This window comes from Simplicispira piscis, assembly GCF_054783455.1.
On record NZ_BAAGQN010000015.1, the window covers coordinates 453,374 to 479,601 of the forward strand.

Below are 26,228 nucleotides of genomic sequence, written 5' to 3' on the forward strand. Positions count from 1 at the left end.
CCACCGTGCAAGGGCCGCCCCGCCGCACCGGTGGCATCCCCCCACTCTCGCATCGCACAGCGATGCGAGAGTGGGGGGAAGGAGCGCAGCGACACAGGGGGGGTGTTTCATTTCAGTGCTTGAACATTTTGTGATGGAGGCGCCGCAGCGACCACCACACGGTCAGCCCCACCACAGGAATGGCAATGGCCGCCGTGGTCTCGGGCGAGAGGGGCCAACCGACCGGCTGCGCCCCCTTGGCCAGGTAGCTCACCAGGCCAACGATGTAATAGGTGATGGCAGCCACCGACAGGCCCTCCACCGTGGACTGCAGCTTGAGCTGCATGTCCTGGCGCTGGTTCATGCTGGCCAGGAGCTGCTGGCTGCTTTGCTGCTGCTCGATCTCGACGCGCGTGCGCAGCAGGTTGCTGATGCGCGAGACGCGCCGCGAGAGCGCTTCTTGCCGCCGTGCAGCCCATTCGCAGGTGCTGCGCGCGGGGGTCAGGCGCCGGTGCATGAATTCGCCAATGGTCTGCATGCCGGCCAGGCGCGATTCGTAAATGTCCTGGATGCGCCGGTCCACCAACTCGAAATACGCACTGCTGGCCGAAAACCGCGAATGCGTGGCTGCGTAGGCGCTTTCCACCTGCCCGGCCAGGCGGGTCAGCCGGTCAAGCAATGCGGGCTCGGCATGGCGGTTGGCGGTGCGGATGGCATCGGCCAGTTCGGCCAGTTCACGCTCGGCACTGGCCAACAAGGCGGTCGCCTCGCGTGCGGCAGGCAGGCCCAGCAGCGCGGCCATGCGGTAGGTTTCGATCTCCTGCAGGCGCTGCACCAGGCGGCCCAGGCGCCGGGGCGTCATGCCGCCGGTCAGCAGCACCATGCGCGAATGGCCATCGGCGTGGATGGCGAAGTCGGTATACACCTCACCATGGCCGTCGGCCACGGTGGAGGCCACCAGGGTGTCCTCATTCAACACATGGCGCACCAGCGAACCCGAACCGAACTCCTTGGTGGGCAGCACCCACAGGTTCAGGCTGCACAGGCACTGGCCCGGCAGTTGCGCCAGCCAGTCGCGCGGCACGGCGCTCAAGGCGCCCACGGGCTCGCGCTCACCAAAGCCCTCGGTCTGCAGCGGCACGGTAAATGTCCAGCTGACAAACTCGGTGTGCATCTCCCAGCGCAGGCGGTAGGCCCCCAGGTCCACGCGCAGGTGCGTGGTCTGCCCATCGGGCAGGGCCTGGTGGTGGTTGCGCAGCAGCGCGGCCACATGGGCGCGGCTGGCTTCACGCCCGGCCGCGTCGGCCAGCATCACGATGTGCGTGCTGGCTACGGGGGCGCTGATGGCCTCGGGCGGGCGGGCGTGAACCTCGTTGTGCAGCTGCGCCCGCTGGGGGTGCTGCGCAGGGGGGGGCGCGGAGAGCATCGAAGAAAAACCTTTGGTGGCAAGAGAGGGGCCATCACAGCGATGAACGCTGTGGGGTACCGGGGAAGGCCTTGGTGTGTGTGTGCGTCTTTACTGCGGAGGCGGGGTGGCTGCGACCACTTCTTCCAGCGTGGTCATGCCCTGCGCCACGCGCAGGGCGCCCGCCATGCGCAGGGGACGCATGCCATCCTTGACCGCCTGACGGCGCAAGGTGTCCATCGAGGGCTCCTTGGTGATGCCCGCCTTGAGCGTCTCGGTGACGGTGAGCAATTCATACAGGCCCATGCGCCCACGGAACCCGGTCATGCGGCAATCCACGCAGCCCACGGGCTTGTAGGGATGGAAACTCCCGCTGAGCTTCCAGGGCTTGACCGCCTGGGCCAGCGCATCCTGCGAGGCCTCTTCGTCGGGCTGCTTGCACTCCTTGCACAGCGTGCGCACCAGCCGCTGGGCCAGCACGCCCAGCAGCGTGGCATTGATGAGGTAGGACGGAATACCCAGTTCCATGAGACGGGTGACGGCCGAGATCGCGTCGTTGGTGTGCAGGGTGCTGAACACCAGGTGGCCCGTGAGCGCGGCCTGCACGGCCATTTCGGCGGTTTCCAGGTCGCGGATTTCGCCCACCATGATGATGTCCGGGTCCTGGCGCATGAGGGCGCGCACGCCTTCGGCAAAACTGAAATCGAGCTGCGGCTGCACCTGCGTCTGGTTGAAACTGGGCTCGATCATTTCGATCGGGTCTTCCACCGTGCTGACGTTGACCTCCTCGGTGGCCACGCGCTTGAGGGTGGAATACAGCGTCGTGGTCTTGCCCGAACCCGTAGGCCCAGTCACCAGGATGATGCCGTAGGGGCGCTTGATGAGTTCTTCCCAGCGCTGTGCGTCGTGCGGCGCAAAGCCCAGCGCGTCGAGGTCCTTGACCGCCGTGTCGGGGTCAAAAATCCGCATCACCATCTTCTCGCCAAAAGCCGTGGGCAGTGTGGCCAGGCGCATTTCGACTTCGTCGCCACGCTGGTTGCGCGTCTTGATACGGCCGTCCTGCGGGCGGCGCTTTTCCACCACGTCCATGCGGCCCAGGAGCTTGACGCGCGCCACCATGGCGCTCATCACGGAGAGCGGCATCTGGTAGACCGGGTGCAGCACACCGTCGATGCGAAAACGGATCACGCCCTGCTCGCGCCGGGGTTCGAGGTGGATGTCGCTGGCGCGCTGGTCAAAGGCGTACTGCCAGAGCCAGTCCACCACCTTGACCACGCCCTGGTCGTTGGCGTCGAGCTGCTTGTTGGTCTTGCCCAGTTCGACCAGCTGTTCGAAGTTGCTGGTGGCCGCGTTGCCGCCCGCCTTTTGTGCCACGCGCACCGATTTGGCCAAGGCAAAGAATTCGGCGGTAAAGCGGTGGATGTCCAGCGGATTGGCCACCACGCGGCGCACCGGGCGGCGCGCCTGGCGCTCGACCTCGGCCACCCAGTCGGTGATGAAGGGCTCGGCCGTGGCGATCACCACCTCTTTGGCTGTGACCTGCACCGGCAGCACCTTGTGGCGCTCGGCATAGGTGGCGCTCATCGTGTCGGCCACCTTGCCCACATCCACCTTGAGGGGGTCGATGCGCAGGTAGGGCAGATCGCAGCGCTGGGCCAAAAATTCGGTCAGCATCTCGATGTCCAGCGGCTTGCCGTCCCGCTCGCGCACCATGGCCACGTTGGCCAGGCGCACCAGCGGGTGCTGGGCGCTTTCGGCCTGCGAACAGCGTGCAATGGTGCGCTGCGCCTCCTCGGTGGCAATCACGCCGTCGGTACTCAGCCAATCGACAATGCGGCGCCAGTCCAGCGGCCCCACGGGGGCCGGGCCGGACGCCCGTGGGATGGGCGCATGGGAGGTATGGTGTGTCATGTCTGTGCTCTTTGGTGCAGTATCGCCGCGACCGCTTAACCCGCCAGGGGCTTGAAGCCGCGCACCCACTTGGCGGTGGGCAGGCCCCAGCGCTGGTTCAGGTCTTCACAGCGCGCGGCCAGTTCACCGCGCTTGAAGCGCGTGGCCGTGCGCTGGGCCAGCACCACGGTATTGCCCTCGCGCGTGGGCTTGAAGGCCCACAGCGCATCTTCGCCAAAGGCGGTGGCCATTTTTTCGATGCTCTGCTCAAAGCTGGACGACCGGCCGAACAGGTTGACTGTCATGCAGCCATCCTCGCTCAGCAGGTCGCGGCAATGGGCATAAAAGTCGGGCGTATCGAGCACAGGGGCCGCGGCCTGGTCGTCGTACAGGTCCACAGCCAGCGCATCGACCGTGCCCAGCCACATGGGATCGCGGATCTCCTGCGCCGCATCGGCCAGCACCACGCGCAGCTTGGGGCCGTCGGGCGGCAGCTTGAACCAGGCGCGGCACACGGCCAGCACCTGCGGGTTGAGTTCGATGGCGGTGGCGCACATGCGCAGCTTCTTGTGGCAGAACTTGGTGATGGCACCGGCCCCCAGGCCCAGTTGCATGGCGTGGCGTTTGCCCACGCTGGCAGGCTCCATGAACAGCAGCCAGGCCATCATGCGCTGGATGTATTCCAGCTCCAGATCAAAAGGTGCATCGATGCGCATGGAGCCCTGGATCCAGGGTGTTCCCAAGTGCAGGTGGCGCACCTCGCCGTCGTCGGAGACGCTGACTTCGGGCAGTTCGTCGGTGGTGGTTTTCTTGCGGGCCATTCAATTGTCTTCAAAGGATTCCATGGGCGGCCAGGGCCTCGCCCCACGCCGCGCGTTTGCGCTCAAAGCTCCACGAGGCGTTGGCCGGGCTGGTCGAGGGCAGCTTGCACACCGGCACGCCCAACGCCGCCGTGGCGCGTGCATGCCGAAAGCTTTCCCCGCCATTGTGTGCGATGGCAGCCAGCCGGGTGCAGCGCATACGCAGGAGGGCAAAGTCATTCACCTCGGCATTGCGGATGCGGGCGTCGAGGCTACCCTCGCGCTCGCACGCGCCGTACACATCCCATAAGCCCAGGCCACGCGCCAGCAGCCAGTCGCAGCGCGCCGCATAGTCCTGTGGCCCGGGCAATAGGTGCTGCGGCCACAGCGCCTGCAGAATGCGCCAAAAATGGTTGTGCGGGTGCGCGTAATACTGCTGCGCCCGCAGCGACGCCACGCCGGGAAAGCTGCCCAGCACCAGCACCACCGTGCCCGACCCCACCACCGGCGGCAAACCCACCAGCCGCCCTGGGGGCGTTGGCAAGGGTGTCGCTGGGTGGGTCATGGTGTGCGGCTTTCGGGGAGGCTTGCGCAAGTTACATTTACTATCAATTCAATAGCTAATTGCGCTTGATGGTAGAGCGTTAGATGGCATTTTCTCTTATTTTTTTGTACGCCTCTGCAGACAGGGCAATGCCTGCAGCGCATTCGCGTGCGTCTGGCGCGCCAGGTCGTGCAGTGCCATGCCGCGCAGATCAGCGAGCACCTGGGCAATGCGCGGCAGCTCAGCGGGGGTGTTGCGGCCCTGCGCAGCGCCTGCGGCGCGCTCGGCAGCGGTGCGGTAGAGCCAGTGCGGCGGCATGTCAGGCGCATCGGTCTCCAGCACCAGCGCCTCGACCGGCAGTTCCGTGGCCAGGCGGCGCAATTGCAGCGCACGCTCGTAGGTCAACGCGCCGCCAAAGCCCAGTTTGAAGCCCAGCGCAATAAAGGCACGCGCCTGCTGCAGGCTGCCGTTGAAGGCGTGCGCAATGCCGCCCTGCACCGGCACTTCGCGCAGGCCTTTGAGCAACGGGTCGGCCGAGCGGCGTACATGCAGGATTACGGGCAGGTCAAAACGGCGTGCCAGTTGCAGTTGCTGGCGGTAGAAATACGCTTGTCGCTCTGCGTCCAGCCCCGGCACAAAGAAGTCCAGGCCGATTTCGCCCACGGCGACAAGGTGCGGGTCGTCGCGGTGCTGATCCAGCCGCTGCGCCAGGCGCGCCAGGTCGTCATCCGCCGCCTGCAGGGTGTAGAGCGGGTGGATGCCCAGGGCGTAGCTGTCGCCATGGCGGTGGGCCAGCCTGCGTACGGCTTCGGCATGTGCGACCTGCACGGCTGGGAGGACGAGATGCTGCACGCCTGCGGCGCGGGCCTGGGCACGCACAACGTCTGCGTCATGCGCAAACTCGGGGGCGTCGAGGTGGCAATGGGTGTCGATCCAGAGGGACATGGGGGGGATGATCCCATACAGGGCCTTGTGGTGACTGTGCGCTTTGCTGAGGGCGCAGGCCGGGTCTCGCCCCGGCGGGCGAGGTACTTGTTCTTTGCTTCGCCAAAGAAAAGTACTCCAAAGAAAGGCGACCCTGCTGTCTGCGTCCCTGCGCTTCGCTGCGGGCAACCTGCGGTGCTTGGTGCTGGCGGGGTCTCGCTCGAACTCGCGCCTGCGGCGCTCAAACAATCGCGAGCCCTGATCCGCCATCCCCTGCGCGCCGCAGGTGCATACAGAAGGGGTTGGGACCCAAAATCCCCACGGGCCATCGCTGCGCTCGGCCACAGGGGGCGCAGGCGCTACGTGCCGCGCATGCCGGGCCGAGCGCAGCGATGGCCCGTAGGGGGCTTCCCCCCCCTTCTGGCTGCGCCTGCGGCGGGGTGCTTGCGGGGTGGCGGGTGTGCCGCAGGACACACCCGCTTCGTGATCTGACTCGCCGTGGTTGTCCGAACGGAGCGCGTAGCGCGCAGTGAGTTCCACGGCGCACCCCGCAAGCACCCCGGCGCAGGTGTGCCCCGCACAGGGGCCGCAGGCTATGGGGCGCGTTTCTTTGCCTCCTTTCTTGTCGCGCACAAGAAAGGAGGTCGCCCGCCGGGGCGAATCCCGGCCTCCGCCCTCCGCAAAACCCCAAACCCCCTAAAAGGCTCAAGAAGAGAACAACCCCCACAACCGCTCCATCTCCGCCCCCACCTCCTGCAGGCTGAAGCTGCGCCCACGCTCCAGCGCCAGTTGCCCGCCCAAATAGAAGCGCAACACCGGCAGGCTGAAAACACCCTGCTGTGCGCACACCGCAGGCGCCTGCGCGCAATCGACATAAGCCATGGCGACCTGCGGAAACGATTGCGCCACCATGCTTTCAATGCGCGGCCGTATCGCCTGGCACACGCCGCAGTGGGCGCCGCCAAACAACACCAGCAGCGCGGGTCCCGCAATGCGCGCCTGCAGTTGCGCTTCTCCACAAACCGTCTCCATCGCCATGTCGGTCCCTCTGCCGCGCCCGCCGATCAATGGCCGGTAGATTTGGAAAACAACTGGATCACCGCCACGCCCGCGACGATAAGCGCCATCCCGAGCGCGCCCGCCCAGTCGATGCTCTGGTGGTACAGCACCCATCCCGCCAGGGTGATGAGCACGATACCCAGGCCCGACCAGATGGCATAGGCAACGCCCATGGGAATGGTTTTGAGCGTGAAGGCCAGGCAATAAAAAGCCACGCCATAACCGAGCACGACCAGGCACGACGGCCACAGCCGCGTGAACCCGGCGCTGGCCTTGAGCGCGGTGGTGGCCACCACCTCGGCCACGATGGCAATGCCCAGCACCCAATAGGCTTGCACCGCCAGCCTCCCGCCTACTGGCCCGCTGCGTCGGCCACGAGCCGACCCGCCACCAGGCGCAATTGCCGGTCGCAGCGCACGGCCAGGGTTTCGTCGTGCGTCACCATCACAAACGCCGTGCCCTGCTCACGCGCCAGTTGCAGCATGTGCTGGAACACGCCTTCGGCAGTGGTTCGGTCGAGGTTGCCGGTGGGTTCGTCGGCCAGCACGCAGGCGGGCTTGGTGACCAAGGCGCGCGCAATGGCCACGCGCTGGCGCTCGCCGCCCGAGAGCTCGGCAGGGCGATGCTGCACGCGGCCCGCCAGCCCCACATGGGCCAGCATGGCTTCGGCCTGGCGCGTGCATTCGGCGTAGGGCAAGCGGCGGATGCGCAGCGGCATGGCGACGTTGTCGAGCGCGCTGAACTCGGGCAGCAGGTGGTGAAACTGGTAGACAAAGCCCAGGTACTGGTTGCGCAGCCGCCCCTGTTCGGCTGCAGATCGCTGTGCCAAGTCCTGGCCATGCAGGTGCACGCTGCCCGACGTGGGCGCATCGAGCGCGCCCATCAGGTGCAAAAGCGTGCTCTTGCCCGAGCCCGAGGCGCCCACAATGGCCAGCGTCTCGCCCGCGTGCACGTCCAGGTCCACGCCCTGCAGCACGGTCACGTCCAGGCGTCCCTCGGTGAAGCGCTTAGTCAGGCCACGCACAGCCAGCACCACTTTATTTTTTGGGGTTTTTTGGTCTTCAGCGCTTACTGGATAAACGCTATTAGCTATATTATTCATAGCGCAATGCCTCGGCAGGATTGACGCGGCTGGCGCGCCAGCTGGGGTAGAGCGTGGCCACGAAAGACAGCACCAGCGAGATCACGCCGATGGGCACGATGTCGGCGGGTTGCGGGTCGCTGGGCATACGGCTGATGAGGTAAATGTCTTTGGGCAGGAAGCTGGCACTGAGCAAGCGCTCGATGGCCGGCACGATCACGTCGATGTTGACCGCGATGGACAGGCCCAGCAACAGCCCGGCCAGCGTGCCGATGACACCGACCATGGCGCCCTGCACCACGAAGATGCCCATGATGCTGCGCGGGCTGGCGCCCAGGGTGCGCAGGATGGCGATGTCGGCGCGCTTGTCCTGCACCGTCATCACCAGGGTCGAGACCAGGTTGAACGCCGCCACCGCCACGATGAGCGTGAGGATGATGAACATCATGCGTTTTTCCAGCTGCACGGCGGCAAACCAGGTGCGGTTCTGCTGCGTCCAGTCGCGGATCAGCAGATCGCCACTCAGGCTGGAGGCCAGCTCCTGCGCCACGGTGCGCGCCTGGTGCAGGTCACGCAGTTTCAGGCGGATGCCGGTGGGGCCTTCGAGGCGAAAGATGCGCTGCGCATCCTCGTGGTGCAGCAACACCAGGGTCGAATCGTATTCGTAGTGGCCCGAATCAAAAGTGCCGGCCACCGCCATCTGCTTGATGCGCGGCACCACACCGGCCGGTGTGACCTGGCCCGCCGGGGCGATCAGCGTGACCACATCGCCCGTGCGCACGCCCAGCATGCGCGCCAGCTCGCCGCCCAGCACCACGCGGAACTCGCCCGGCACCAACTGGCGCAGTACTTCACCCTGGCTGCCCGCCACCAGGTCAGTGACCTCGGGTTCCAGCACCGGATCGATACCGCGCACCAGCGCGCCCTTCATATCCTCGCCGCGCGCCAGCAGGGCCTGGGCAGACACGAATGGTGCCGCGCCAACCACTTGCGGATTGCGCCGCGCTTCCTGCATGGTGAGATTCGGGTCGGCCATGGCCGCACCACCGGGCGCAAAAATTTCAATGTGCGAGACGACGCTGAGCATGCGGTCGCGCACTTCTTTCTGAAAACCGTTCATCACCGACAAGACGATGATCAGCGCCGCCACACCGAGCGCAATGCCCAGCATGGACACGCCCGAGATGAAGGAGATGAAGCCATTGCGCCGCGTGGCGCGCCCGGCGCGCGTGTAGCGCCAGCCCAGGGCCAGTTCGTAAGGGATTTGCATGAGTGGGCGATTGTGGCATCCCGCAAAATACCCGGTATGTCAGACATTCTCCATTTGCTCATTCCCTACGCCGCCTGCTCGTCACCCGGCAGCCAGCAGGCCTTGCAGGGGTTGCAGCTTGCACACCTGGACCGGCTCATCGCCCGTCTGGTGCCGCTGGAGGGCGATGTGGGCGACGACGAAACCCTCTCGGCCCCGCACGAACGCGCCCTGGCCCGGGCCCTGGGCCTGCCGGGCGGCGCGGGCCGCATCCCCTGGGCCGCGTGGCACCTGCACCAGCAAGGCCGCGCGCAAGAAGCCGTGGACAGTGCCTGGGCCTTTGTCACGCCCTGCCACTGGCAGGTGCGCACCGACCATGTCACGCTGGACGACCCGGCCGAGCTGGGGCTGAGCGAAGAAGCATCGCGCGCGCTGCTGGCCATCATGGCACCCTGGTTCGAGGGCGACGGCATCACCCTGCACTATGACCAACCCACCCGCTGGCTGGCGCAGGGCGAACTGCTGGCCGACCTGCCCACGGCCTCGCCCGAGCGCGTGCTGCGCCGCGATGTCTCGCACTGGCTGCCGGGCTCGCACAAAAGCCACCCGCTGCGCCGTTTGCACAGCGAGATGCAGATGCTGCTCTATACCCACGCCTTCAACGACGAGCGCGAGGCAGCGCGCCAGCGCCCCGTCAACGCTTTCTGGCTGCATGGCGCCGGGCGGCTGGACCACACCCCGGCCCCCACCGGCCCCGCCCCCGTGGTCGAGGCGGGATTGCAAGAGGCGGCCCTGCGCGAGGACTGGGCCGCCTGGGCCAGCGCCTGGCAGGCGCTGGATACAGGCGCCCTGGCCCGGCTCGAAGCCCATGTCACCCGCGGCGGTGCGGCCCAGCTCACGCTGTGCGGCGACCGCAGCGCGCTGGCCTGGCACACCGCACCGCGCTCGCTGGGCCAACGGATTCAAGGTTTTTTTAGGCCCCAGCGCTTTGCAGACGTGCGCGAGCAGCTATGAACATCATAGCTAGAGCAATCCCGCCCCGTGCCGCCTGGGCGCTGGAGCAAGCAGGCATCCACCCTCTGCTGGCCCGCCTGTACGCCGCACGCGGCGTGATCCACCGCGACGAGCTGGACGATGGCCTGGCCCGCCTGCTGCCCCCGGCCGGTCTGCAGGGCGTGCAGGCTGCCGCCCGCTTGCTGGCCGATGCCGTGGCCCGCGACCAGCGCCTGTGCATCGTGGCCGACTACGATTGCGACGGCGCCACCGCCTGCGCCGTGGCCGTGCGCGGCCTGCGCCTGCTGGGCGCCCGCCATGTGAACTACCTGGTGCCCGACCGCGTGATCGATGGCTACGGCCTGACGCCCCCCATTGCCCGGCGCGTCAAAGAGCAAGGCGCCGACGTGCTCATCACCGTGGACAACGGCATTGCCAGTTGCGAAGGCGTGGCCGAGGCCAAGGCGCTGGGCCTGACGGTGCTGGTGACCGACCACCACCTACCGGGCGAACAACTGCCGCAGGCCGACGCCATCGTCAACCCCAACCAGCCCGGCTGCACCTTCGAGAGCAAGTCCATGGCCGGTGTGGGCGTGGTGTTTTATGTGCTGCTGGCGCTGCGCTCCGAACTGCGCGCGCGGGGTGTTTTTGATACGGCCCACCAGCCCAAGCTCGACCCGCTGCTGCCGCTCGTCGCCCTGGGCACCGTGGCCGACGTGGTGCGCCTGGACACCAACAACCGCCGCCTGGTGGCACAGGGCCTCAAGCGCATCCGTGCGGGCCAGATGCCCGCCGGTATCGCAGCGCTGCTGCGCGTGGCCGGGCGCCAGCCCGCCATGGCCACTACCTTCGACTTTGGCTTTGCGCTGGGGCCCCGCATCAACGCGGCGGGGCGCCTGGCCGACATGACGCTGGGCATCGAATGCCTGCTGACCGACGACACTGCCCGTGCCGATGCACTGGCGCAGCAGCTTGACGCGATCAACCGCGAACGCCGCGAGATCGAAACCGGCATGCGCGACCAGGCCCAGCTGATGGCCGAAAACCTGTTCGAGGAAGGCGCGGAGCCGCCCCCGGCCATCAGCGTGTTCGACCCCGACTTTCACGAAGGCGTGGTCGGCATCGTGGCCAGCCGCATCAAAGACAAGCTGCACCGCCCCACCTTCGTTTTTGCCGCCAGCGGCGCGCCCGGTAAGGCGCACGAACTCAAGGGATCGGGCCGCTCCATCCCCGGTTTTCACCTGCGCGACGCGCTCGACCTGGTGTCCAAGCGGCACCCCGGTGTGCTGCTGCGTTTTGGCGGCCATGCCATGGCGGCCGGCTGCACCGTGCCCGAGGACCAGTTCGACGTCTTTGAGCAGGCGCTGGCGCAAGTGGCCCGCGAATGGCTGGACGCCGCCACCCTCACGCGCCGCATCGAGACCGACGGGCCCCTGGCGCCCGAATACTGCCGCACCGACCTCGTGGACACGCTGCACCGCGAAGTCTGGGGCCAGGGTTTTGCGCCGCCCCTGTTCAGCGAAGAGGTCGAGGTGCTGAGCCAGCGCCTGGTGGGCGAGCGCCACCTCTCACTCAAGCTGCGCCACCAGGGCACGCCGGTGGACGGCATCTGGTTCGGCCACACCGACCCCCTGCCCAGCCGCGTGCTGCTGGCCTTCCGCCTCGACGTGAACGAGTGGAAGGGCGAGCGCAAGGTGCAGTTTCTGGTCGAGGGCGCGCAGCTCTGAGCTGCACCCACGGCAGCACACCGAATAATTCAAGAAAAATTGGGCTCTAACGCTTACTGGGTAAGCGCTAGCAGCTATCAAAAAAATACCGGAACTCACAAGGCGGTGCGCCCACGGGTTCCGGTATTTTGGGGGCCAGGCCGATGCATTGCGCACCGGCATCGGCAAAAGCCCAGGTCCTAGAACGTATTCAAGGTCTTAGAAGCTTTCCCAGTCGTCATCCCCACCCTGCGCCGCCTTGCGCACGGGCGGCGGTGCTGCGGCAATCCGGGGGGCTGGCGCTGCCGCCTTTTTGGCGGGGCCTGCCACCGCAGGTTTGGCCGTGCGCGCCGGTGCAGCCACCTGCCGGGGCGCGGGCGAGGCAGCCACACGCGCGGCAGGCGCAGGGGGCGCAGCACGCCGTGGTGCAGCGGGCGCACGGGTGGGCATGGCGCCCACGTTGAACACCGCAATCACATCCGCCAGGTGCTGGGCCTGGTCGCGCATGGACGCGGCGGCAGCCGTGGATTCTTCCACCAACGCGGCATTTTGCTGCGTCATCTGGTCAAGGTGGGTCACGGCCTGGTTGACCTGCGCGATACCGTCACGCTGCTCGGTCGAAGAGGCTGTGATCTCACCAATCAGGTCGCTCACGCGCTGCACGCTGGCTACGATCTCGGCCATGCTCTGCCCGGCTTCGGCGACTTGCCTGGAACCCGTCTCCACATTCTCGACCGAGGCGCTGATCAGCGTCTTGATCTCCTTGGCGGCCTCGGCGCTGCGGCCCGCCAGGCTGCGCACCTCGCTGGCCACCACGGCAAAACCACGGCCCTGCTCACCCGCACGGGCGGCCTCGACAGCAGCATTCAGCGCCAGGATATTGGTCTGGAAGGCGATGCCGTCGATCACGCCGATGATGTCGGAAATCTTGCGCGAGCTATGGGTGATGTGCTGCATGCTGGACACCACCTGGCCCACCACCTCGCCGCCGCGTGCCGCGGCCTGGGCGGCCGTGCCTGCCAGCTGGTTGGCCTGGCGGGCCGTGTCGGCCGACTGGGTCACGGTGGCAGTCAGTTCCTCCATGCTGGCAGCCGTCTGCTCCAGGTTCGAAGCCGTCTGTTCCGTGCGGGCCGAAAGGTCATGGTTGCCATTGGCAATCTCCACCGAGGCGGAAGAAACGGCATCGACCCCGACGCGCACCTCGCCCACCACACCGCGCAGCCGCTCTGCCATGCTCGAGAGCGAACGCAGCATGTGGCCCAGTTCGTCCTTGCGCGTGGACTGCAGGTCGCGCGTCAGATCTCCGGCGGCAATGGCATCGGCCAATTCCACGGCCTGGCCCAGCGGCACGGTAATGGAATGCACCAGCTTCCAGGCCAGCAACAAAAAGAGGCCCATCAACACGGCGGAGGCCGCCAGGCCCTGGACGGCATACGACACACGCCGCTCATTGACTGCGGCACGCACCGCATCACGGCGCTTTTGCAGCACAGCAACGAAGTCATCCTGCGACTTGAGATAAGAGGTAATCAGCGGGGCAAACTGCTCATCGGCAAAGCGCTGTGTTTCCACTACGTCGCCTGCGCCCTTGAGATCCCAGGTCTTAGCGGTTGCCGCCAGCACCGCCTTGCGCGCTGCGAGCACGGCGTCCACAGCCGCTTTTTCCTCGGGCGCAGTGGACTCGGCCACGATTTTTTCCTGGATCTTGGTGATGTCGCCAATGATGGCCTTGACCTTGGCGTTGTACTGCTCTGCCAGCACGGAGTCCGAGGTCACCGCAGCGCCCAGAACCATGTTGACGGCGGTCTCCGTGCCTCCACGCCAGCGCACGGCCATGACAATGCGCTCCTCGATCACGACGATTTCGTCCATGGCGCTGGCCATGGAGCTGTTGGCACGGTTCTGCTGGATTCCGGAGATCACCAGCATGGCGAGCATCAGTACCAAAAATGCCCCCCACAACTTGCGGGAGACGCTGATATTGTCGAGTTGCATGCTTTTGGGCCTGAAAAATCTATTGACACGCTGAATATCGCACAAAACAAGGCGCTCGAAACATCCGTTTACATTGCAGGCCATGACCCCAAGGCGCTCGTGGATCTCCCCTCCACCGCGCCCTTCCCACCGGGACAAACCCGTAGAATGAAAAAGTGACCACCTACACCAACCCCGACCTGCACTGCCACTCCGTTGTCTCCGACGGCACCCTCACGCCCGAGGTGCTGGCGGCCCGGGCGAAGGCCAACGGGGTGGATCTGTGGGCCCTGACCGACCACGACGAAGTGGGCGGACAGCAGCGGGCCGCCGCCGCCGCGCAGGCGCAAGGCATGGCCTACCTCACCGGCGTAGAAATATCGGTCACTTTTGCCCACACCACGGTACACATCGTCGGCCTGGGCTTTGATGCCAGCAACATCCCTCTGGTGCAAGGCCTGGAGCGCACACGCGGCGGACGCGGTGAACGTGCCCGCGAAATGGCGGAGCAACTGGCGAAGGCAGGCATTGCCGGAGCCTATGAAGGCGCCCTACACTTCGTAGGCAACCCGGAACTCATCTCACGCACCCACTTTGCGCGCTTTCTGGTGGAAGCGGGCGTGTGCCGGGACACCAACGAGGTGTTCCGCAAATACCTTATCGAAGGCAAGCCCGGCTTTGTGCCGCACCGCTGGGCCAGCCTGGGCGATGCCGTGCGCTGGATCACCGAGGCCGGTGGCGTGGCCGTGATTGCCCACCCAGCGCGCTACCGCCTGAGCGCCAACGAAGAGTTCGCGCTGTTCTCCGAATTCAAGCAGCACGGAGGCCAGGCGGTGGAGGTGGTCACGGGCAGCCATTCAGCCGCCGAGGCCCTGAGCTACGCCGCCATGGCGAAGGAATTCGGCCTGGCAGCTTCGCGCGGCAGCGATTTCCACAGCCCCGACGAATCCCATACCGACCTGGGTACGCTGCCCTCGCTGCCCGCCGCCCTCCAGCCCGTCTGGGATTTGCTGTCAGAGCGGATTCAACCAGCCACCTGACCCCCTGCACCATGGCCCAGTATTTCGAAGTTCATCCCGAAAACCCCCAACCGCGCTTGCTCAAGCAGGCGGCTGCGTTGCTGCAAAAGGGCGGCATCGTGGCCGTACCCACGGATTCGAGCTATGCCTTGGTGTGCCACCTGGACGACAAAAACGCCGCCGACCTGCTGCGCCGCATCCGCCAGGTGGATGACAAGCACCACCTCACCCTGCTGTGCCGTGACCTGTCAGAACTGTCGAGCTATGCGCGCGTGGACAACCGCCAGTACCGCCTGCTCAAGCTGGCCACGCCGGGCGCCTACACCTTCATCCTGGAAGCGACCAAGGAAGTGCCCCGCCGTGTGAGCCACCCTTCGCGCAAGACCATCGGCCTGCGCGTGCCCGAACACAAGGCGCTGCAAGAACTGCTGGCCTTGCATGGCGCGCCGCTGCTGGCGACCACATTGATTGCCCCCGGCGAAACCGAACCCCTCAACGATGCGCAAGAGATCCGCGAAAAGTTTGAGCAAGTTCTGGCTGCTGTGGTGGACGCCGGCGCCTGCCCCTCGGCCCCCACCACGGTAATTGACCTCACGCCCATGGGCACCGGCGGCGACCCCGAGGTGGTGCGCACCGGGCGCGGCAGCCTGCAAGCGCTGGGGCTGTGATCGCCCCACCGGGACGGTAGCGCTTGCGTGTCTGAGACAATCAGCGGGTGGACATCTCCAATCTCATCCAAACCGTTCTGATCTACGCCCTGCCGGTGCTGTTTGCCATCACCGTGCACGAGGCGGCCCATGGCTATGCGGCGCGCCATTTTGGCGACAACACCGCCTACCAGATGGGGCGCATCACCCTCAACCCGCTCAAGCACATCGACCCGGTCGGCACCATTTTGATGCCGCTGCTGCTGTACTTTGCCACTTCGGGCGCCTTCCTGTTCGGCTATGCCAAGCCCGTGCCCGTCAATTTTGGCAACCTGCGCAACCCCAAGCAGCACATGGTGTGGGTGGCGCTCGCAGGGCCGGCGTCCAACTTCGTGCAGGCCGTGCTGTGGGCCGTGTTTCTGGTGGTACTGGTAGGCATGGGCTTGAATGAACGCTTCTTCATGGAAATGGCGCGTGCCGGGGTATTGGTCAACCTGGTGATGTGGGCTTTTAACCTGTTCCCGCTGCCGCCGCTCGATGGCGGTCGCATCTTGGTCGGCCTGCTGCCCTGGAAGCAAGCCCACATGGTCTCGCGCATCGAGCCCTGGGGTTTCTTCATCGTGATGGGCCTGGTGATTGCGGGCATCGTCGGCAGCCTGTGGCTGCGCCCGCTGATGGCGCTAGGCTATGGCGCCATCAACCTGCTGCTCACACCGCTCACAGCGCTGCTGCGCTAATCCCCCCACTTTTTCCTTTGTCTGCTGATTTCGTTCCCATGAGCACCACGCGCTTTCTCACCGGCATCACCACCACGGGCACGCCCCACCTGGGCAACTTCGTCGGCTCCATCCGCCCCTCGGTGGCGGCCAGCCTGCGCCCTGGCGTGCAGAGTTTTTACTTCCTGGCCGACTATCACGCACTCATCAAGTGTGAAGACCCGGTGCGCATCCAACGCTCTACGCTAGAGATTGCGGCCAGCTGGCTGGCTGCAGGCCTGGACCCGAAAAAAGTCACGTTCTACCGCCAGTCGGACATACCCGAAATCCCCGAACTCACCTGGCTGCTGACCTGTGTGACCGGCAAGGGCCTGCTCAACCGCGCCCATGCCTACAAGGCCAGCGTGGACAAGAACCACGAAGCGGGCCGTGAAAGCGACGACGGCGTGACCGCAGGCCTGTTCATGTACCCGGTGCTGATGGCCGCAGACATTTTGATGTTCAAGGCGCACAAGGTGCCCGTGGGGCGCGACCAGGTACAGCACATCGAGATGGCGCGCGACATGGGCGCGAGCTTCAATCACCTGTATGGTGAGCACTTTGTGCTGCCCGAAGCGGTGATCGACGACAACGTGGCCACCCTGCCCGGCCTGGACGGCCGCAAGATGAGCAAGAGCTACGACAACACCATCCCACTGTTCTCCTCGCGGGCGCAGTTGCAAAAGCTCATTGGCGGCATCGTCACCGATTCGCGCGCACCGGGTGAGGCCAAGGACACCGAAGGCTCGGCCCTGTTCCAGATCTACCAGGCCTTTGCCACGCCGGAAGAAACCGCTGCGCTGCGCCAACAGTACGCCAATGGCATTGCCTGGAGCGAGGCCAAGCAGGTGCTGCTCGAGCGGGTGGACCAAGTAATTGCCCCGATGCGTGAGCAGTACGAGGCGCTCATCAACGACCCCGCACGCATCGAACAGACGCTGCTGGCAGGCGCCGAACGCGCACGCCAGGCGGCCACCCCCTTCCTGCGCGAGCTGCGCTCGGCCGTAGGCCTGCGCAGCCTGGCGCAAGCCAGCAACGCCAAAGCGGCCAAGGCCACGAAGGCCGCCCTGCCCAGCTTCAAACAATACCGCGAGAAGGACGGCAAGTTCTACTTCAAGTTCGTCGATGCCAACGGGCGCCTGCTGTTGCAAAGCACGGGCTTCGATGCCCCCAAGGAAGCCGGACAGGCCATTGCACAACTACAGCAAAACGCCGACGCCCTGCAGACCCTGGCGCCCCGACTGACCCCGGTGGACGGCGTGACACCCGCCGATGTGAGCGCCGCGCTGCAGGCACTGGCTGAAGCTGCTGCCGCTTAAAACCCCAGCGATTAAAAAGCCGCCCACTGTCAAACCTTTGACACGCTGCGGGCCGGCCCCGCAGCGACAATCACCGCATGGAATGGGACTACCCGCACCCCTTTACGCTGCCCGTCACGCCGTGCGCTGAGGACATCGACGGCCTGAACCACACCAACAATGCGGTGTACGTGCAGTGGTGCGAAAAAGTGGGCTGGGCCCACTCCGAAGCCCTGGGCCTGGGCATGGCGGACTACCTGCGCCTGGACCGCGCCATGGCGATCCGCAAGGCCGAATACGACTACGTATTGCCTTCGCTACAAGATGAAGCGCTCACCCTGGGTACCTGGATCACCGCCAGCGACGGCAAGCTGACCATGGAGCGGCGCTTCCAGATTCTGCGCGACAGCGACGGGGCCACCATCCTGCGTGGCCGCTGGGGCCTGGTCTGCATCGAGGTCGGCAGTGGCAAGCCACGGCGCTTGCCGCCGGAGTTCTGCCAGATCTATCTACCGGCGCTGGTAGCTTAAGAAAGCGCCAGGGCGTGGTGGGCCAGGTGGTCTGCCATAAAGGTCTGGATGAAGTAATAGCCATGGTCGTAACCGGGCTGGCGGCGCAGCGTGAGGGGTTGGCCCACCTGTGCGCAAGCGGCTTCGAACACCTCGGGCAGCAGTTGGTTCTCCAGCAAGAACTTGTCGGCCAGACCCTGGTCGATCAGGATGCCGCCAGGGTACGGTGGCGTTGTTTGCGCGGCCATCAATGCACTGGCATCGTGTGCAAGCCATGCGCTCTCGTCCTTCCCCAGGTAGCCGCTGAAAGCCTTTTTCCCCCAGGGGCACTGGCTGGGTGCGGCAATGGGCGCAAAGGCCGAAACGCTTTTGAACACCCCCGGGTGGCGCAACGCCAGCGTGAGCGCACCGTGCCCGCCCATGGAATGGCCAAAAATCCCCGCCCGCTCCAAATCGACGGGCAAATGCGCGCCCAGCAGGGGCAGCAATTCGTGCGTGAGGTAGCTCTCCATGCGCCAATGCGTGGCCCAGGGGGCTTGCGTGGCGTCGAGGTAAAAGCCGGCCCCCACGCCAAAGTCCCAGGCATCGGCCTCGCCGGGCACCTGGGCACCGCGTGGGCTGGTGTCGGGCGCCACCAACACCAGGCCCAGGTCAGCCGCCAAACGCTGCGCACCGGCCTTGGTCATGAAGGTATCCTCGTTGCAGGTCAGGCCCGCCAGGTACACCAGCACGGGCCGCTTTGCGCCCTGCAAGGCCTGCGGCGGCAGGTAGACCGAGAACTTCATCGGCAAGCCGATTTCGCGGGAAGCGTGCTGATAGACGCGCTGCGCACCGCCAAAGCAGGCATGCGCGCTCAAAAGATCAAGGGCTTGGAGGGTCATTTTGCTATATTTAAATGAGCTACTAACGCTTACCAAATAAGCGCTAGAGCCATTTTTTATATAAATTAGTAAAGCACGACACCCCGGATCGATTCGCCGCTCTTCATCAGGTCAAAGCCTTTGTTGATGTCTTCGAGCGGCATGGTGTGCGTGATCAGGTCGTCGATATTGATCTTGCCCTCCATGTACCAGTCCACGATTTTGGGTACATCGGTGCGGCCCCGTGCGCCGCCAAAGGCCGAACCTTCCCACTTGCGGCCCGTGACCAGCTGGAACGGCCGGGTGCTGATCTCGGCGCCCGCCTCGGCCACGCCAATGATGATGCTGCGCCCCCAGCCTTTGTGCGTGCATTCGAGCGCCTGGCGCATCACCTGCGTATTGCCAATGCACTCAAAAGAATAATCGGCCCCGCCATCGGTCAGCTGCACGATAGCATCGACCACGTTGTCCACTTCCTTGGGGTTGATGAAGTGCGTCATGCCGAACTTGCGCGCCATCGCCTGGCGGGCGGGGTTGATGTCCACGCCAATAATCTTGTCGGCGCCCACCATCTTGGCACCCTGGATCACGTTCAGGCCAATACCGCCCAGGCCGAACACCACCACATTGGCACCGGCCTCGACCTTGGCCGTGAAAATCACGGCGCCAATCCCGGTGGTCACGCCGCAGCCGATGTAGCACACCTTGTCAAACGGCGCGTCTTCGCGGATCTTGGCCAGCGAAATCTCGGGGGCCACGGTGTAGTTGCTGAACGTGCTGGTGCCCATGTAATGAAAGATAGGCTTGCCGTCCAGGCTGAACCGGCTGGTGGCGTCGGGCATCAGGCCCTTGCCTTGGGTGCCGCGGATCAGCTGGCACAGATTGGTCTTGCGCGAGAGGCAGAACTTGCACTGGCGGCATTCGGGCGTGTAGAGCGGAATGACATGGTCGCCCTTCTTCAGGCTGGTCACACCGGGACCCACATCGACCACAATACCCGCGCCCTCATGGCCCAGGATGGCCGGAAAAATACCTTCGGGGTCGGCGCCGCTCAGGGTGTAGTAATCGGTATGGCAAATACCCGTGGCCTTGATCTCGACCAGCACTTCGCCAAAACGGGGGCCCTCCAGATCGACGGTTTCAATGGTCAGGGGCTGACCTGCTTGCCATGCAACGGCTGCTTTGGTTTTCATGGTGCGCCTCAAAAAATAGAAATGTGTCCCCAAAGCTCCACGGGGAAGGCCCTACTGTAGAGGCCTTGCGGATTTCCAGCCCACCACTGGACAGGTATCCCCACAAACCAGGATCTATCACGCCGCAGACCCTCCCCCAAGCGCCTTCAGAAGCCAACAATTCTGAGCATTCTGCAGGTGCATTCACCCGCCTCAGCGCCCATACCCCTCATGCTCTCTCCCGCTTCTATAGCCTCTGATCAAGCGCCAGTTTGGCCATACCAAGGTGCGCTACCGAGGACTCGAAAGAACACGCTGCAGCTCAAGACGCTGTTTGCGCTATCGAACCTGTAGATGGTGCGCCACCCACTGCTGAGGGCGCAGGGATGAGTGCGCCTGGAGACAGGGCGCAGACCGCAAAAGGACCGAAAGGGAACCGCCTTGGCTTCGCGCCTGAGCGGTCCGGGGTCGGTACCTGCTTTCAGCAGCTTGCGGGCGTCTTCGCGTGCCTCCCGCGCCGGCGACACCTCGGGATAGACACCCAGCGCCAGGGCTTTTCTTTGCCGCCATGGCGGTATTTCAAGCGCCAGTATTGCCCGCCTGGTTGACCTCCAGGTAGAGGCCTTTTTCATCTGCAAGGCACAGCCGTGGTTGATCCGGTGGACATGTGGCCTTCTTGCAAGCGGTGTCGGTCAGAGGCATGTTGGGGGCATTTTTTGGGGGGCACAGGAAAACCCGGAAAAGTGCCCCCAATTGCGCCCCTCGTTTGCGTGGCTTCAACTGCCCGCCTTTGTGCGTCTTTGGCCAAAAAAAACCCCGCTTACCTATGGGAAAGCGGGGTTTACTGGTCAGCTTTGGACGTCGTTGAACGTCAAATTGGCGGAGAGGGTGGGATTCGAACCCACGGTAGTGTTGCCACTACGCCTGATTTCGAGTCAGGTACATTCGACCACTCTGCCACCTCTCCGCGACTCGAAGCCTGCGATTCTAGCAGGAGATTCGGCGCTTTTTTACGGCGTGAGCACAGACATTCCGCCCATATAGGGACGCAGCACCTCCGGAATCGTCACGCTGCCATCGGCCTGCTGGTAGTTTTCCAGAACGGCCACCAGCGTGCGGCCCACACTACAGTGGCCTCATCCGGGATGATGGGTAGCTTGATGGGTTGTCACCACTCTCGATCTACGAACGAGCAGCTAAGCTATGCCTCACGCAACTACCGAGGATGGAGCATGGCGACCTGGGGATTCAGTGAAAGCGCGGATAAACAATGTCCGCAATGCGGCTCAATTTATGCCGTCAAGTACCACCAAGTTCCGGTCAAAGATGTGGACTCAGCTGACTGCTTCGTCTGTGGTATCGAGCTGGATCGGTGGAAATCTACTCGATACCCCATCTATACCTTGAAAGAGCGTGGGCAGTGGCCGAAGCAGAACGACAACCCCTGACAAGCGACTGTGCACGGCTATGGAGTTGGGGGAGAGAAAGCAGGGGAGCCCCCTAGTACAGCTCGGTCCGTAACGCCTCAAACTCCCAGCGTAAGAACCGCCCAAGGCCAACGATGTCCGGAAACAGGGATTTCGCACTCACGCCCTTCTCCTCGGACAGAAATCTCAAGATGTCTCGCTTGCGGCTGGCCCGGATGATGTGACGACCAAACGACTGACCTGTACGCTCATTTCCGTGACGTAAGGTAGCGAGCCTCCACAGGAGCTGGGCGTGGTCAACAGTCGCATTGTCGCTTGCCGTCAATTGCCCTCGCTGCGCCACGAGGCGCGCATTGGATGTGGGCTCGACTACCGCCAGTAACGGCATCCCCCATCTCGGGTGGTACTCAGTCGGGCGCCCGCCAATCGAGGCGGCAATGCGCTCTCGCACCGCCGACGTTGGTAGCTCATCTGGCGTCAAGTCAAGTAGTGAGCTATCCACAAACCAAAGCTCTGCATCCTTGCTGGCGCTGGACGCACACGCGAAATATGCAGCCACCCAGACGCTCTCGGACCAATCGAGTAAGCGGCTCGGTACCTCGTAGTGCTGCATAAGACTCAACACATCTACATCTGATCGCGCCACAACATCATCAGCCGATGGCATATCAGCAGGCAACGTCTTGAGGTCACGATAGTGAGTCCGGAAATTCCTGATCAGTCGCCGCTCCAACAACGCGGCAGCGTCGTGTGCACCACCTTGGGTAGCACGGGCCAGTGTTGGCTGAAGGTTTGTATATGTCTCGGCTTGCCCTCTGAAGAGCATTGGCCCTTGCTCAAGATTAAGGCGCTCTAAATGCTCGGCCCATGTCATCAGATCTGATGGGGATGCAATCTCTGCGCGGGTGATCTCAGTAAGGTTCATGGTTAGCTGAAGATTGGAACGGATACATCCACCGTCTCCAGATGATGTTGCCACAAGGGGACTCGCCAACGGAGCATCAGAGGTCCAACCCACCGCCGCAGCCTGATCCCCCTCATCGCATGGGCGCGCACCCCGTATCTCTCCCCCTCGCACTATCCACCAGAACCCGTGGGAGGGTATGCCCTGTCGCTGGAAACAACCCCCGATGAGGCGCGCACAACGAGGCGACAAACGCATGTGGACGCGAGCACATCCTCACAAAATTGCAGCCAATTTTTGATCGAATAGATTTATTTATATTTCATTAATCACAAAAATGTCATCAATTTATTTAAGCACTAATTCATATGAAAACAATGTATATAGCATCACAAGTCATTGATTTATATAAATATTTTTCAATTCACTGAAAATTTGAGCACGATTTTTGGCAGTTTTCGGGGGTTGAGAAGGCTGCTATCAATTTTGATTTCGCACTTATATGTAGTCAGGGGCCCTTTGTCTCCTGGCACTACAAGGAGCAAATCATGATCTACGAAGATCAATTCACCCTCTGTCTGCTGACCGACTGTGTCATGCAGCAAAACCAGCTGCTCAAGCAGCAGATCGCCATGCAGCGCGACCTCATGGATCACGTGGACGCAGTGGGCGACCGACTGTGGCGGATGGAACGTCGCGCCACTGCCCAACCAGCCGATCAACCCGGGACGAGCAAGCGGGCGGCGCAGAGGCGCCATCTGGCCCGCGCGCAATCCGCAGCTCGCAAGCGCCCGAGCAAGCAAGCATGACCTGAAGCGACGGGGCTCAGCCCTCGTCCATACCCGCATGTCGCAGACGCCCGGAAGGCAAGGCAACCGCATGCCTGTCCACCAGCGTCCCGCGCATGCCCAACCCAATATTCGCTAGGAAACACGAGATGCTGAACCATCACATCTACCCCTCGGACAACCCCGAGAACGATCACCTGAAAGCCGCCGCCATCATGTTCACCGCTCGGCGTAGGGAGCAGGAAGCAGCCGATTTGTCGGCAGAAGGCCTGCCAACCAGCAGGCGATCCAATCCCTTGGCAGCAGCTATGGTGGCCGAAATTTTGGGACGCAAAACCGAAGCCGCCCCCGAGGAAGCAAAGGACGCCGAAGCCTCTTGCGATACGCCGAGCCTGGAGGCGGAAGAACCACTCACTCCCTCAACCGAGGCTCAATCTCCCAGCACCGTCCAAGACGAGGCGCCCCACGCTGAGAACGAACGCTCGGAGCCCGGCCTGCCGGAATCTGAGCCGCGCATCGACGAAGACAGCGATCAAATCGATCCAGTGCAACTGCCCAAACAGGCGCGGGAATTCGGGTTGCTCACCCGCGCCGATGTACAGGCCGAGCCATCCGCGATCCCGCTCATCCATGGACTGATCAGCAAGGGACAGCTCGCCATGATCGCCGGACCATCTGGTAGCGGTAAATCCGTGTTCCAGCTACACCTCGGCGCGGCCTTGCTCAACGGACATGAGGTATTCGGCCACGCAATTCCGAAGCGCGCTCGCATGCTGTACGTCAATCTGGAAGGCGACCTCAAGCCTCGGCTGGAAGCCATCGAGCAACACCATCCAGGGTGGTCATTTCCTGCGCCAGACGCCATGTTTCTGACAAGGCCGTGGTGCTTGAATGACAGGGATTCCGTTGAGGGTCTTGCACACCACGTTAACGAATCTGGTGGCGTGGATGTGATCTTCATCGACACCTTGAACCGTGCCATCCCCGGCAGTGACGAGAATCTCTCGACCGACATGGGGATGGTGATCGCGCATGCCAACCTGCTCATCAATCTGACAGGGGCGGCTGTCGTGCTCACCCACCACACCGGCAAGGCCAAGGACAGGGGGCCACGGGGACACTCCAGTCTCTATGCAGCACTCGACACCTGCCTGATGGTGGATGAGACGGAATCAGGCATGCGGATCGTTGAGCTGATCAAAACTCGCCAGGGGCCCGGTGGAAAGAAGTACTACTTCACCATCGAGAACATTGCCTTGGGCGAAGATGACTATGGCTTGCCCATTGTTGGCCCAGCACTCACGGAGGTGGAGGGATCGCCAGCGGTGGAGAAGGCCGCGAAATCAACGACGCTGACGCCACTGCAGAAGGAGGCCCTCCTGGCACTGTCGATGCACATGCAAGTCGGCGCCAACGGTGATCCGCTCAAGGAAATCACTCGCGACGAAGCGCTGGAAGTCGTCAAGGCTGCATTCAGTGCGGTGTCCACCAAGCACCGCTCGACTCGGGCTCGGGAAGCGATTGATGCACTGATCGAGGCCGGTCAATTGCTGCAAAACGACAGCGGTATGCTGACCATGGGCACGTAATACGCCTCGCAAAGTGCCCACCCCGCCCTCCTGCCCCTACGGGGCCGGGCCGGGCGGGGCGGCATCGGTACAGCCCCGGAGAAAAGGGCATCAACAGGCGATCTCACGCTGATGTCACAAGCGGCTAATCAAGTCGACTACAGCACGCGCGCGAATGCCCCCGACCGTCCAAGGTGGCCCAAATGTTATGCCACGAGGCGCGAAACGCGCTTAGTGACCGAGTCGGCCTCAATGGGAAGCGTCAGAGAGGGAGATAACACCATCAGTTCATTTGCTCGGCGCTTGATTTGAGCATAGTAAATCAGGCTGCTAGTGTGCTGTGGCAGGCCTCGATAAAGCCTAGAGATATCGGGCACATTGTCGTAGGTCACCATCCAATGGCGGCGCAAGCCTCGAACTACCTCCGCCAAATCGGCATGATCTTCGGTCTTGTAAAAATTCAGATAAAGGGCTTGACCCTGTGCGAAATAAGGTGGATCTATGTTAATCAAAGAGCGCGTGGGCAAGGCCTTGTCCCACTCTTTCAGGCATTCAGCGGCGTCAAGGCAGGAAAGGCGAATCACCGCTCGGTAGGAACCAATTCGCTTGATCTTGCGGACAAGCTCTCTTCTATTGAACCGACAATCCAATGCGTAGTTTCCTGTCTGCCCTAGCCCCCCGATCACACCCCCCTTGAGGATGCCGGAACGGTTGGTTCGGTTCATAAAAAGCGTGGCAAACCCGCGCTGTAATGGTGTAGCGCTATCGGCCTGAAGGGTTGCTCTCTGCAAGTGCCACTCATCTATGGTGATGGGAGTACTCTCCACCAATTCGCACAGTGCATCAGTGTCGTCAAGCACGGCACTCCAGAACGCATGAATGGCTGGGTCTAGGTCGTTAATCCAGACTTCGGAGATATGTCCATCTAGCAACAGTTGCCAAGCCACGCCAGCTCCGCCAGCAAATGGCTCGCAGTAGACCCCTCCGTAAAGGCCATTACCCTGTATCAGATCCAGGACGAACGGCGCCAGTTGAGTCTTGCCACCAGGATAGCGGAGTGGAGAATGGGTTACGGGCATTGCGCACGAGGATATCGAAATCCCAGCCTCTTGGTCAGGGTCACCGTCAGGCAATGCCAGCCATGTGATCCAGCATGAATCGAAGGGCAGGCTGCCATGTGTGGCTGTACTTCACCAGATCGCGCTGCGTGGGGATATGCCCCCCATGGATGGCGGCCCCAAGACAAGCCAAGTTGTAGGGTGTAGCATCGTTGGAGCCCGCCTTGTTCACGATGTCATGTATGCCGCGCTTTGCGCCCGCAGTCAGCATTTCACGCGCACAAGTTTGTGTCAGATCCCGATCACTCATCTTGTCGCGGTGAGCGCCTCGCTTGACGAGGAAGAGTGTCATGACTCGTTCCACGAAGGCCCGCAAAAGGTAGTTACAGGCAAACGCGTGCTCGGCCACCTTCAACTTGAGCATCTCTTGCCGCAAGTATCCGAGTACCTTGTCGTCGTGGTTGACGGTAAAGGCTGTCGTCAACAAGCGTGTCTCTAGATTGGGGTTGCGTGCGCTCGTAAAGCGTGCCGACTTTGTCGCTGGCTTGCTGATTGAATCGCCCCGGCTTTCGTGGAGGCCAGTTGGTTTAAGTCAGGCCACCATCATGGCAGTCTGACT

Annotated in this window: 24 protein-coding genes, 1 tRNA gene and 2 pseudogenes; 10 read left to right on the forward strand and 17 right to left on the reverse strand. The window is 63.5% G+C overall.

Annotation, left to right across the window (positions count from 1 at the left end):
• Positions 1-112: 112 nt before the first annotated feature.
• The 9 genes from ACYVOC_RS11840 to ACYVOC_RS11880 form a co-directional block, all read right to left on the reverse strand.
• Entirely contained in the window at positions 113-1,405 is a 1,293-nt protein-coding gene (locus tag ACYVOC_RS11840) for a DUF3422 family protein (protein WP_116004580.1), read from the reverse strand.
• 90 nt (positions 1,406-1,495) lie between these two features.
• Positions 1,496-3,295 carry a GspE/PulE family protein gene (locus ACYVOC_RS11845; protein WP_116004581.1) on the reverse strand — a complete coding sequence of 600 codons (1,800 nt, stop codon included), beginning with the start codon at positions 3,293-3,295 and terminating at the stop codon, positions 1,496-1,498.
• Between the two features lie 35 nt (positions 3,296-3,330).
• Entirely contained in the window at positions 3,331-4,095 is a 765-nt protein-coding gene (locus ACYVOC_RS11850; RefSeq protein WP_461161941.1) for a class I SAM-dependent methyltransferase, read from the reverse strand.
• Between the two features lie 10 nt (positions 4,096-4,105).
• Positions 4,106-4,639, reverse strand: coding sequence for a DNA-deoxyinosine glycosylase (locus tag ACYVOC_RS11855; protein ID WP_461161942.1), 534 nt, complete (start codon positions 4,637-4,639; stop codon positions 4,106-4,108).
• Positions 4,640-4,735: 96 nt separating this feature from the next.
• Positions 4,736-5,563 carry a TatD family hydrolase gene (locus ACYVOC_RS11860; RefSeq protein ID WP_461161943.1) on the reverse strand — a complete coding sequence of 276 codons (828 nt, stop codon included), beginning with the start codon at positions 5,561-5,563 and terminating at the stop codon, positions 4,736-4,738.
• A 684-nt stretch (positions 5,564-6,247) separates the two neighbouring features.
• A complete protein-coding gene (locus ACYVOC_RS11865) occupies positions 6,248-6,580 on the reverse strand; it encodes a thioredoxin family protein (protein WP_461161944.1) in 333 nt (110 codons plus the stop codon).
• Positions 6,581-6,606: 26 nt separating this feature from the next.
• Positions 6,607-6,939, reverse strand: a complete 333-nt coding sequence (locus ACYVOC_RS11870) for a DMT family transporter (protein WP_116004585.1) — start codon at positions 6,937-6,939, stop codon at positions 6,607-6,609.
• Positions 6,940-6,953: 14 nt separating this feature from the next.
• Positions 6,954-7,703, reverse strand: a complete 750-nt coding sequence (gene lolD, locus ACYVOC_RS11875; protein ID WP_461161945.1) for a lipoprotein-releasing ABC transporter ATP-binding protein LolD — start codon at positions 7,701-7,703, stop codon at positions 6,954-6,956.
• Positions 7,696-8,952: a lipoprotein-releasing ABC transporter permease subunit gene (locus ACYVOC_RS11880; protein ID WP_116004587.1), complete on the reverse strand. Its 1,257-nt coding sequence runs from the start codon at positions 8,950-8,952 to the stop codon at positions 7,696-7,698. Before ACYVOC_RS11880 ends, lolD begins: the two co-directional genes overlap by 8 nt.
• 36 nt (positions 8,953-8,988) lie before the next feature.
• Here ACYVOC_RS11880 and ACYVOC_RS11885 point away from each other — a divergent pair, with 36 nt between their 5' ends.
• Both ACYVOC_RS11885 and recJ read left to right on the forward strand, forming a co-directional pair.
• Entirely contained in the window at positions 8,989-9,945 is a 957-nt protein-coding gene (locus ACYVOC_RS11885; RefSeq protein WP_461161946.1) for a phosphoglycerate mutase, read from the forward strand.
• Positions 9,942-11,651, forward strand: coding sequence for a single-stranded-DNA-specific exonuclease RecJ (recJ, locus tag ACYVOC_RS11890; protein WP_461161947.1), 1,710 nt, complete (start codon positions 9,942-9,944; stop codon positions 11,649-11,651). Before ACYVOC_RS11885 ends, recJ begins: the two co-directional genes overlap by 4 nt.
• Before the next feature lie 198 nt (positions 11,652-11,849).
• On the opposite strand, the gene ACYVOC_RS11895 is transcribed toward recJ, so the two are convergent.
• The gene (locus tag ACYVOC_RS11895; RefSeq protein ID WP_461161948.1) at positions 11,850-13,625 is read right to left on the reverse strand and encodes a methyl-accepting chemotaxis protein; all 1,776 of its coding nucleotides are present in this window, start codon (positions 13,623-13,625) and stop codon (positions 11,850-11,852) included.
• A gap of 155 nt (positions 13,626-13,780) precedes the next feature.
• On the opposite strand from ACYVOC_RS11895, the gene ACYVOC_RS11900 reads away from it, so the two are divergent.
• From ACYVOC_RS11900 to ACYVOC_RS11920, 5 genes are all read left to right on the forward strand, one after another.
• A complete protein-coding gene (locus ACYVOC_RS11900) occupies positions 13,781-14,644 on the forward strand; it encodes a 3',5'-nucleoside bisphosphate phosphatase (protein ID WP_461161949.1) in 864 nt (287 codons plus the stop codon).
• 11 nt (positions 14,645-14,655) lie between these two features.
• Positions 14,656-15,291 (forward strand): L-threonylcarbamoyladenylate synthase, encoded by a 636-nt coding sequence (locus ACYVOC_RS11905; RefSeq protein WP_116004592.1) that lies wholly within the window; start codon positions 14,656-14,658, stop codon positions 15,289-15,291.
• A gap of 47 nt (positions 15,292-15,338) precedes the next feature.
• Complete coding sequence (locus tag ACYVOC_RS11910; protein WP_461161950.1) at positions 15,339-16,007, forward strand: site-2 protease family protein; 669 nt, start codon at positions 15,339-15,341, stop codon at positions 16,005-16,007.
• A 38-nt stretch (positions 16,008-16,045) separates the two neighbouring features.
• Entirely contained in the window at positions 16,046-17,344 is a 1,299-nt protein-coding gene (locus ACYVOC_RS11915) for a tryptophan--tRNA ligase (protein WP_461161951.1), read from the forward strand.
• Between the two features lie 77 nt (positions 17,345-17,421).
• Positions 17,422-17,853, forward strand: coding sequence for an acyl-CoA thioesterase (locus ACYVOC_RS11920; RefSeq protein ID WP_461161952.1), 432 nt, complete (start codon positions 17,422-17,424; stop codon positions 17,851-17,853).
• Here ACYVOC_RS11920 and fghA read toward each other — a convergent pair.
• Together fghA and ACYVOC_RS11930 are read right to left on the reverse strand one after the other, a co-directional pair.
• A complete protein-coding gene (gene fghA / locus ACYVOC_RS11925; protein ID WP_116004596.1) occupies positions 17,850-18,713 on the reverse strand; it encodes an S-formylglutathione hydrolase in 864 nt (287 codons plus the stop codon). The two genes, ACYVOC_RS11920 and fghA, sit on opposite strands and share 4 nt — an antisense overlap.
• A gap of 65 nt (positions 18,714-18,778) precedes the next feature.
• Positions 18,779-19,885, reverse strand: a complete 1,107-nt coding sequence (locus ACYVOC_RS11930; RefSeq protein ID WP_116004597.1) for an S-(hydroxymethyl)glutathione dehydrogenase/class III alcohol dehydrogenase — start codon at positions 19,883-19,885, stop codon at positions 18,779-18,781.
• Between the two features lie 235 nt (positions 19,886-20,120).
• On the opposite strand from ACYVOC_RS11930, the pseudogene ACYVOC_RS11935 reads away from it, so the two are divergent.
• Positions 20,121-20,218 (forward strand): annotated as a pseudogene (locus tag ACYVOC_RS11935) (IS5/IS1182 family transposase); the annotation flags it as partial.
• Positions 20,219-20,370: 152 nt separating this feature from the next.
• On the opposite strand, the pseudogene ACYVOC_RS11940 reads toward ACYVOC_RS11935, so the two are convergent.
• From ACYVOC_RS11940 to ACYVOC_RS11950, 3 genes and pseudogenes are all read right to left on the reverse strand, one after another.
• Positions 20,371-20,496 (reverse strand): annotated as a pseudogene (locus ACYVOC_RS11940) (hypothetical protein); the annotation flags it as partial.
• A gap of 245 nt (positions 20,497-20,741) precedes the next feature.
• Positions 20,742-20,831: transfer RNA gene (locus tag ACYVOC_RS11945), tRNA-Ser, on the reverse strand.
• A gap of 533 nt (positions 20,832-21,364) precedes the next feature.
• Complete coding sequence (locus ACYVOC_RS11950; RefSeq protein WP_461161953.1) at positions 21,365-22,216, reverse strand: FRG domain-containing protein; 852 nt, start codon at positions 22,214-22,216, stop codon at positions 21,365-21,367.
• Between the two features lie 527 nt (positions 22,217-22,743).
• Between ACYVOC_RS11950 and ACYVOC_RS11955 the strand changes: the two genes are divergently transcribed.
• Together ACYVOC_RS11955 and ACYVOC_RS11960 are read left to right on the forward strand one after the other, a co-directional pair.
• Complete coding sequence (locus tag ACYVOC_RS11955; RefSeq protein WP_461161954.1) at positions 22,744-23,004, forward strand: hypothetical protein; 261 nt, start codon at positions 22,744-22,746, stop codon at positions 23,002-23,004.
• Positions 23,005-23,132: 128 nt separating this feature from the next.
• Positions 23,133-24,572, forward strand: a complete 1,440-nt coding sequence (locus ACYVOC_RS11960; protein WP_461161955.1) for an AAA family ATPase — start codon at positions 23,133-23,135, stop codon at positions 24,570-24,572.
• 185 nt (positions 24,573-24,757) lie between these two features.
• On the opposite strand, the gene ACYVOC_RS11965 is transcribed toward ACYVOC_RS11960, so the two are convergent.
• Both ACYVOC_RS11965 and ACYVOC_RS11970 read right to left on the reverse strand, forming a co-directional pair.
• Positions 24,758-25,630: a DNA adenine methylase gene (locus ACYVOC_RS11965; protein ID WP_461161956.1), complete on the reverse strand. Its 873-nt coding sequence runs from the start codon at positions 25,628-25,630 to the stop codon at positions 24,758-24,760.
• 46 nt (positions 25,631-25,676) lie between these two features.
• Positions 25,677-26,096, reverse strand: coding sequence for a hypothetical protein (locus tag ACYVOC_RS11970; protein ID WP_461161957.1), 420 nt, complete (start codon positions 26,094-26,096; stop codon positions 25,677-25,679).
• Positions 26,097-26,228 lie beyond the last annotated feature (132 nt).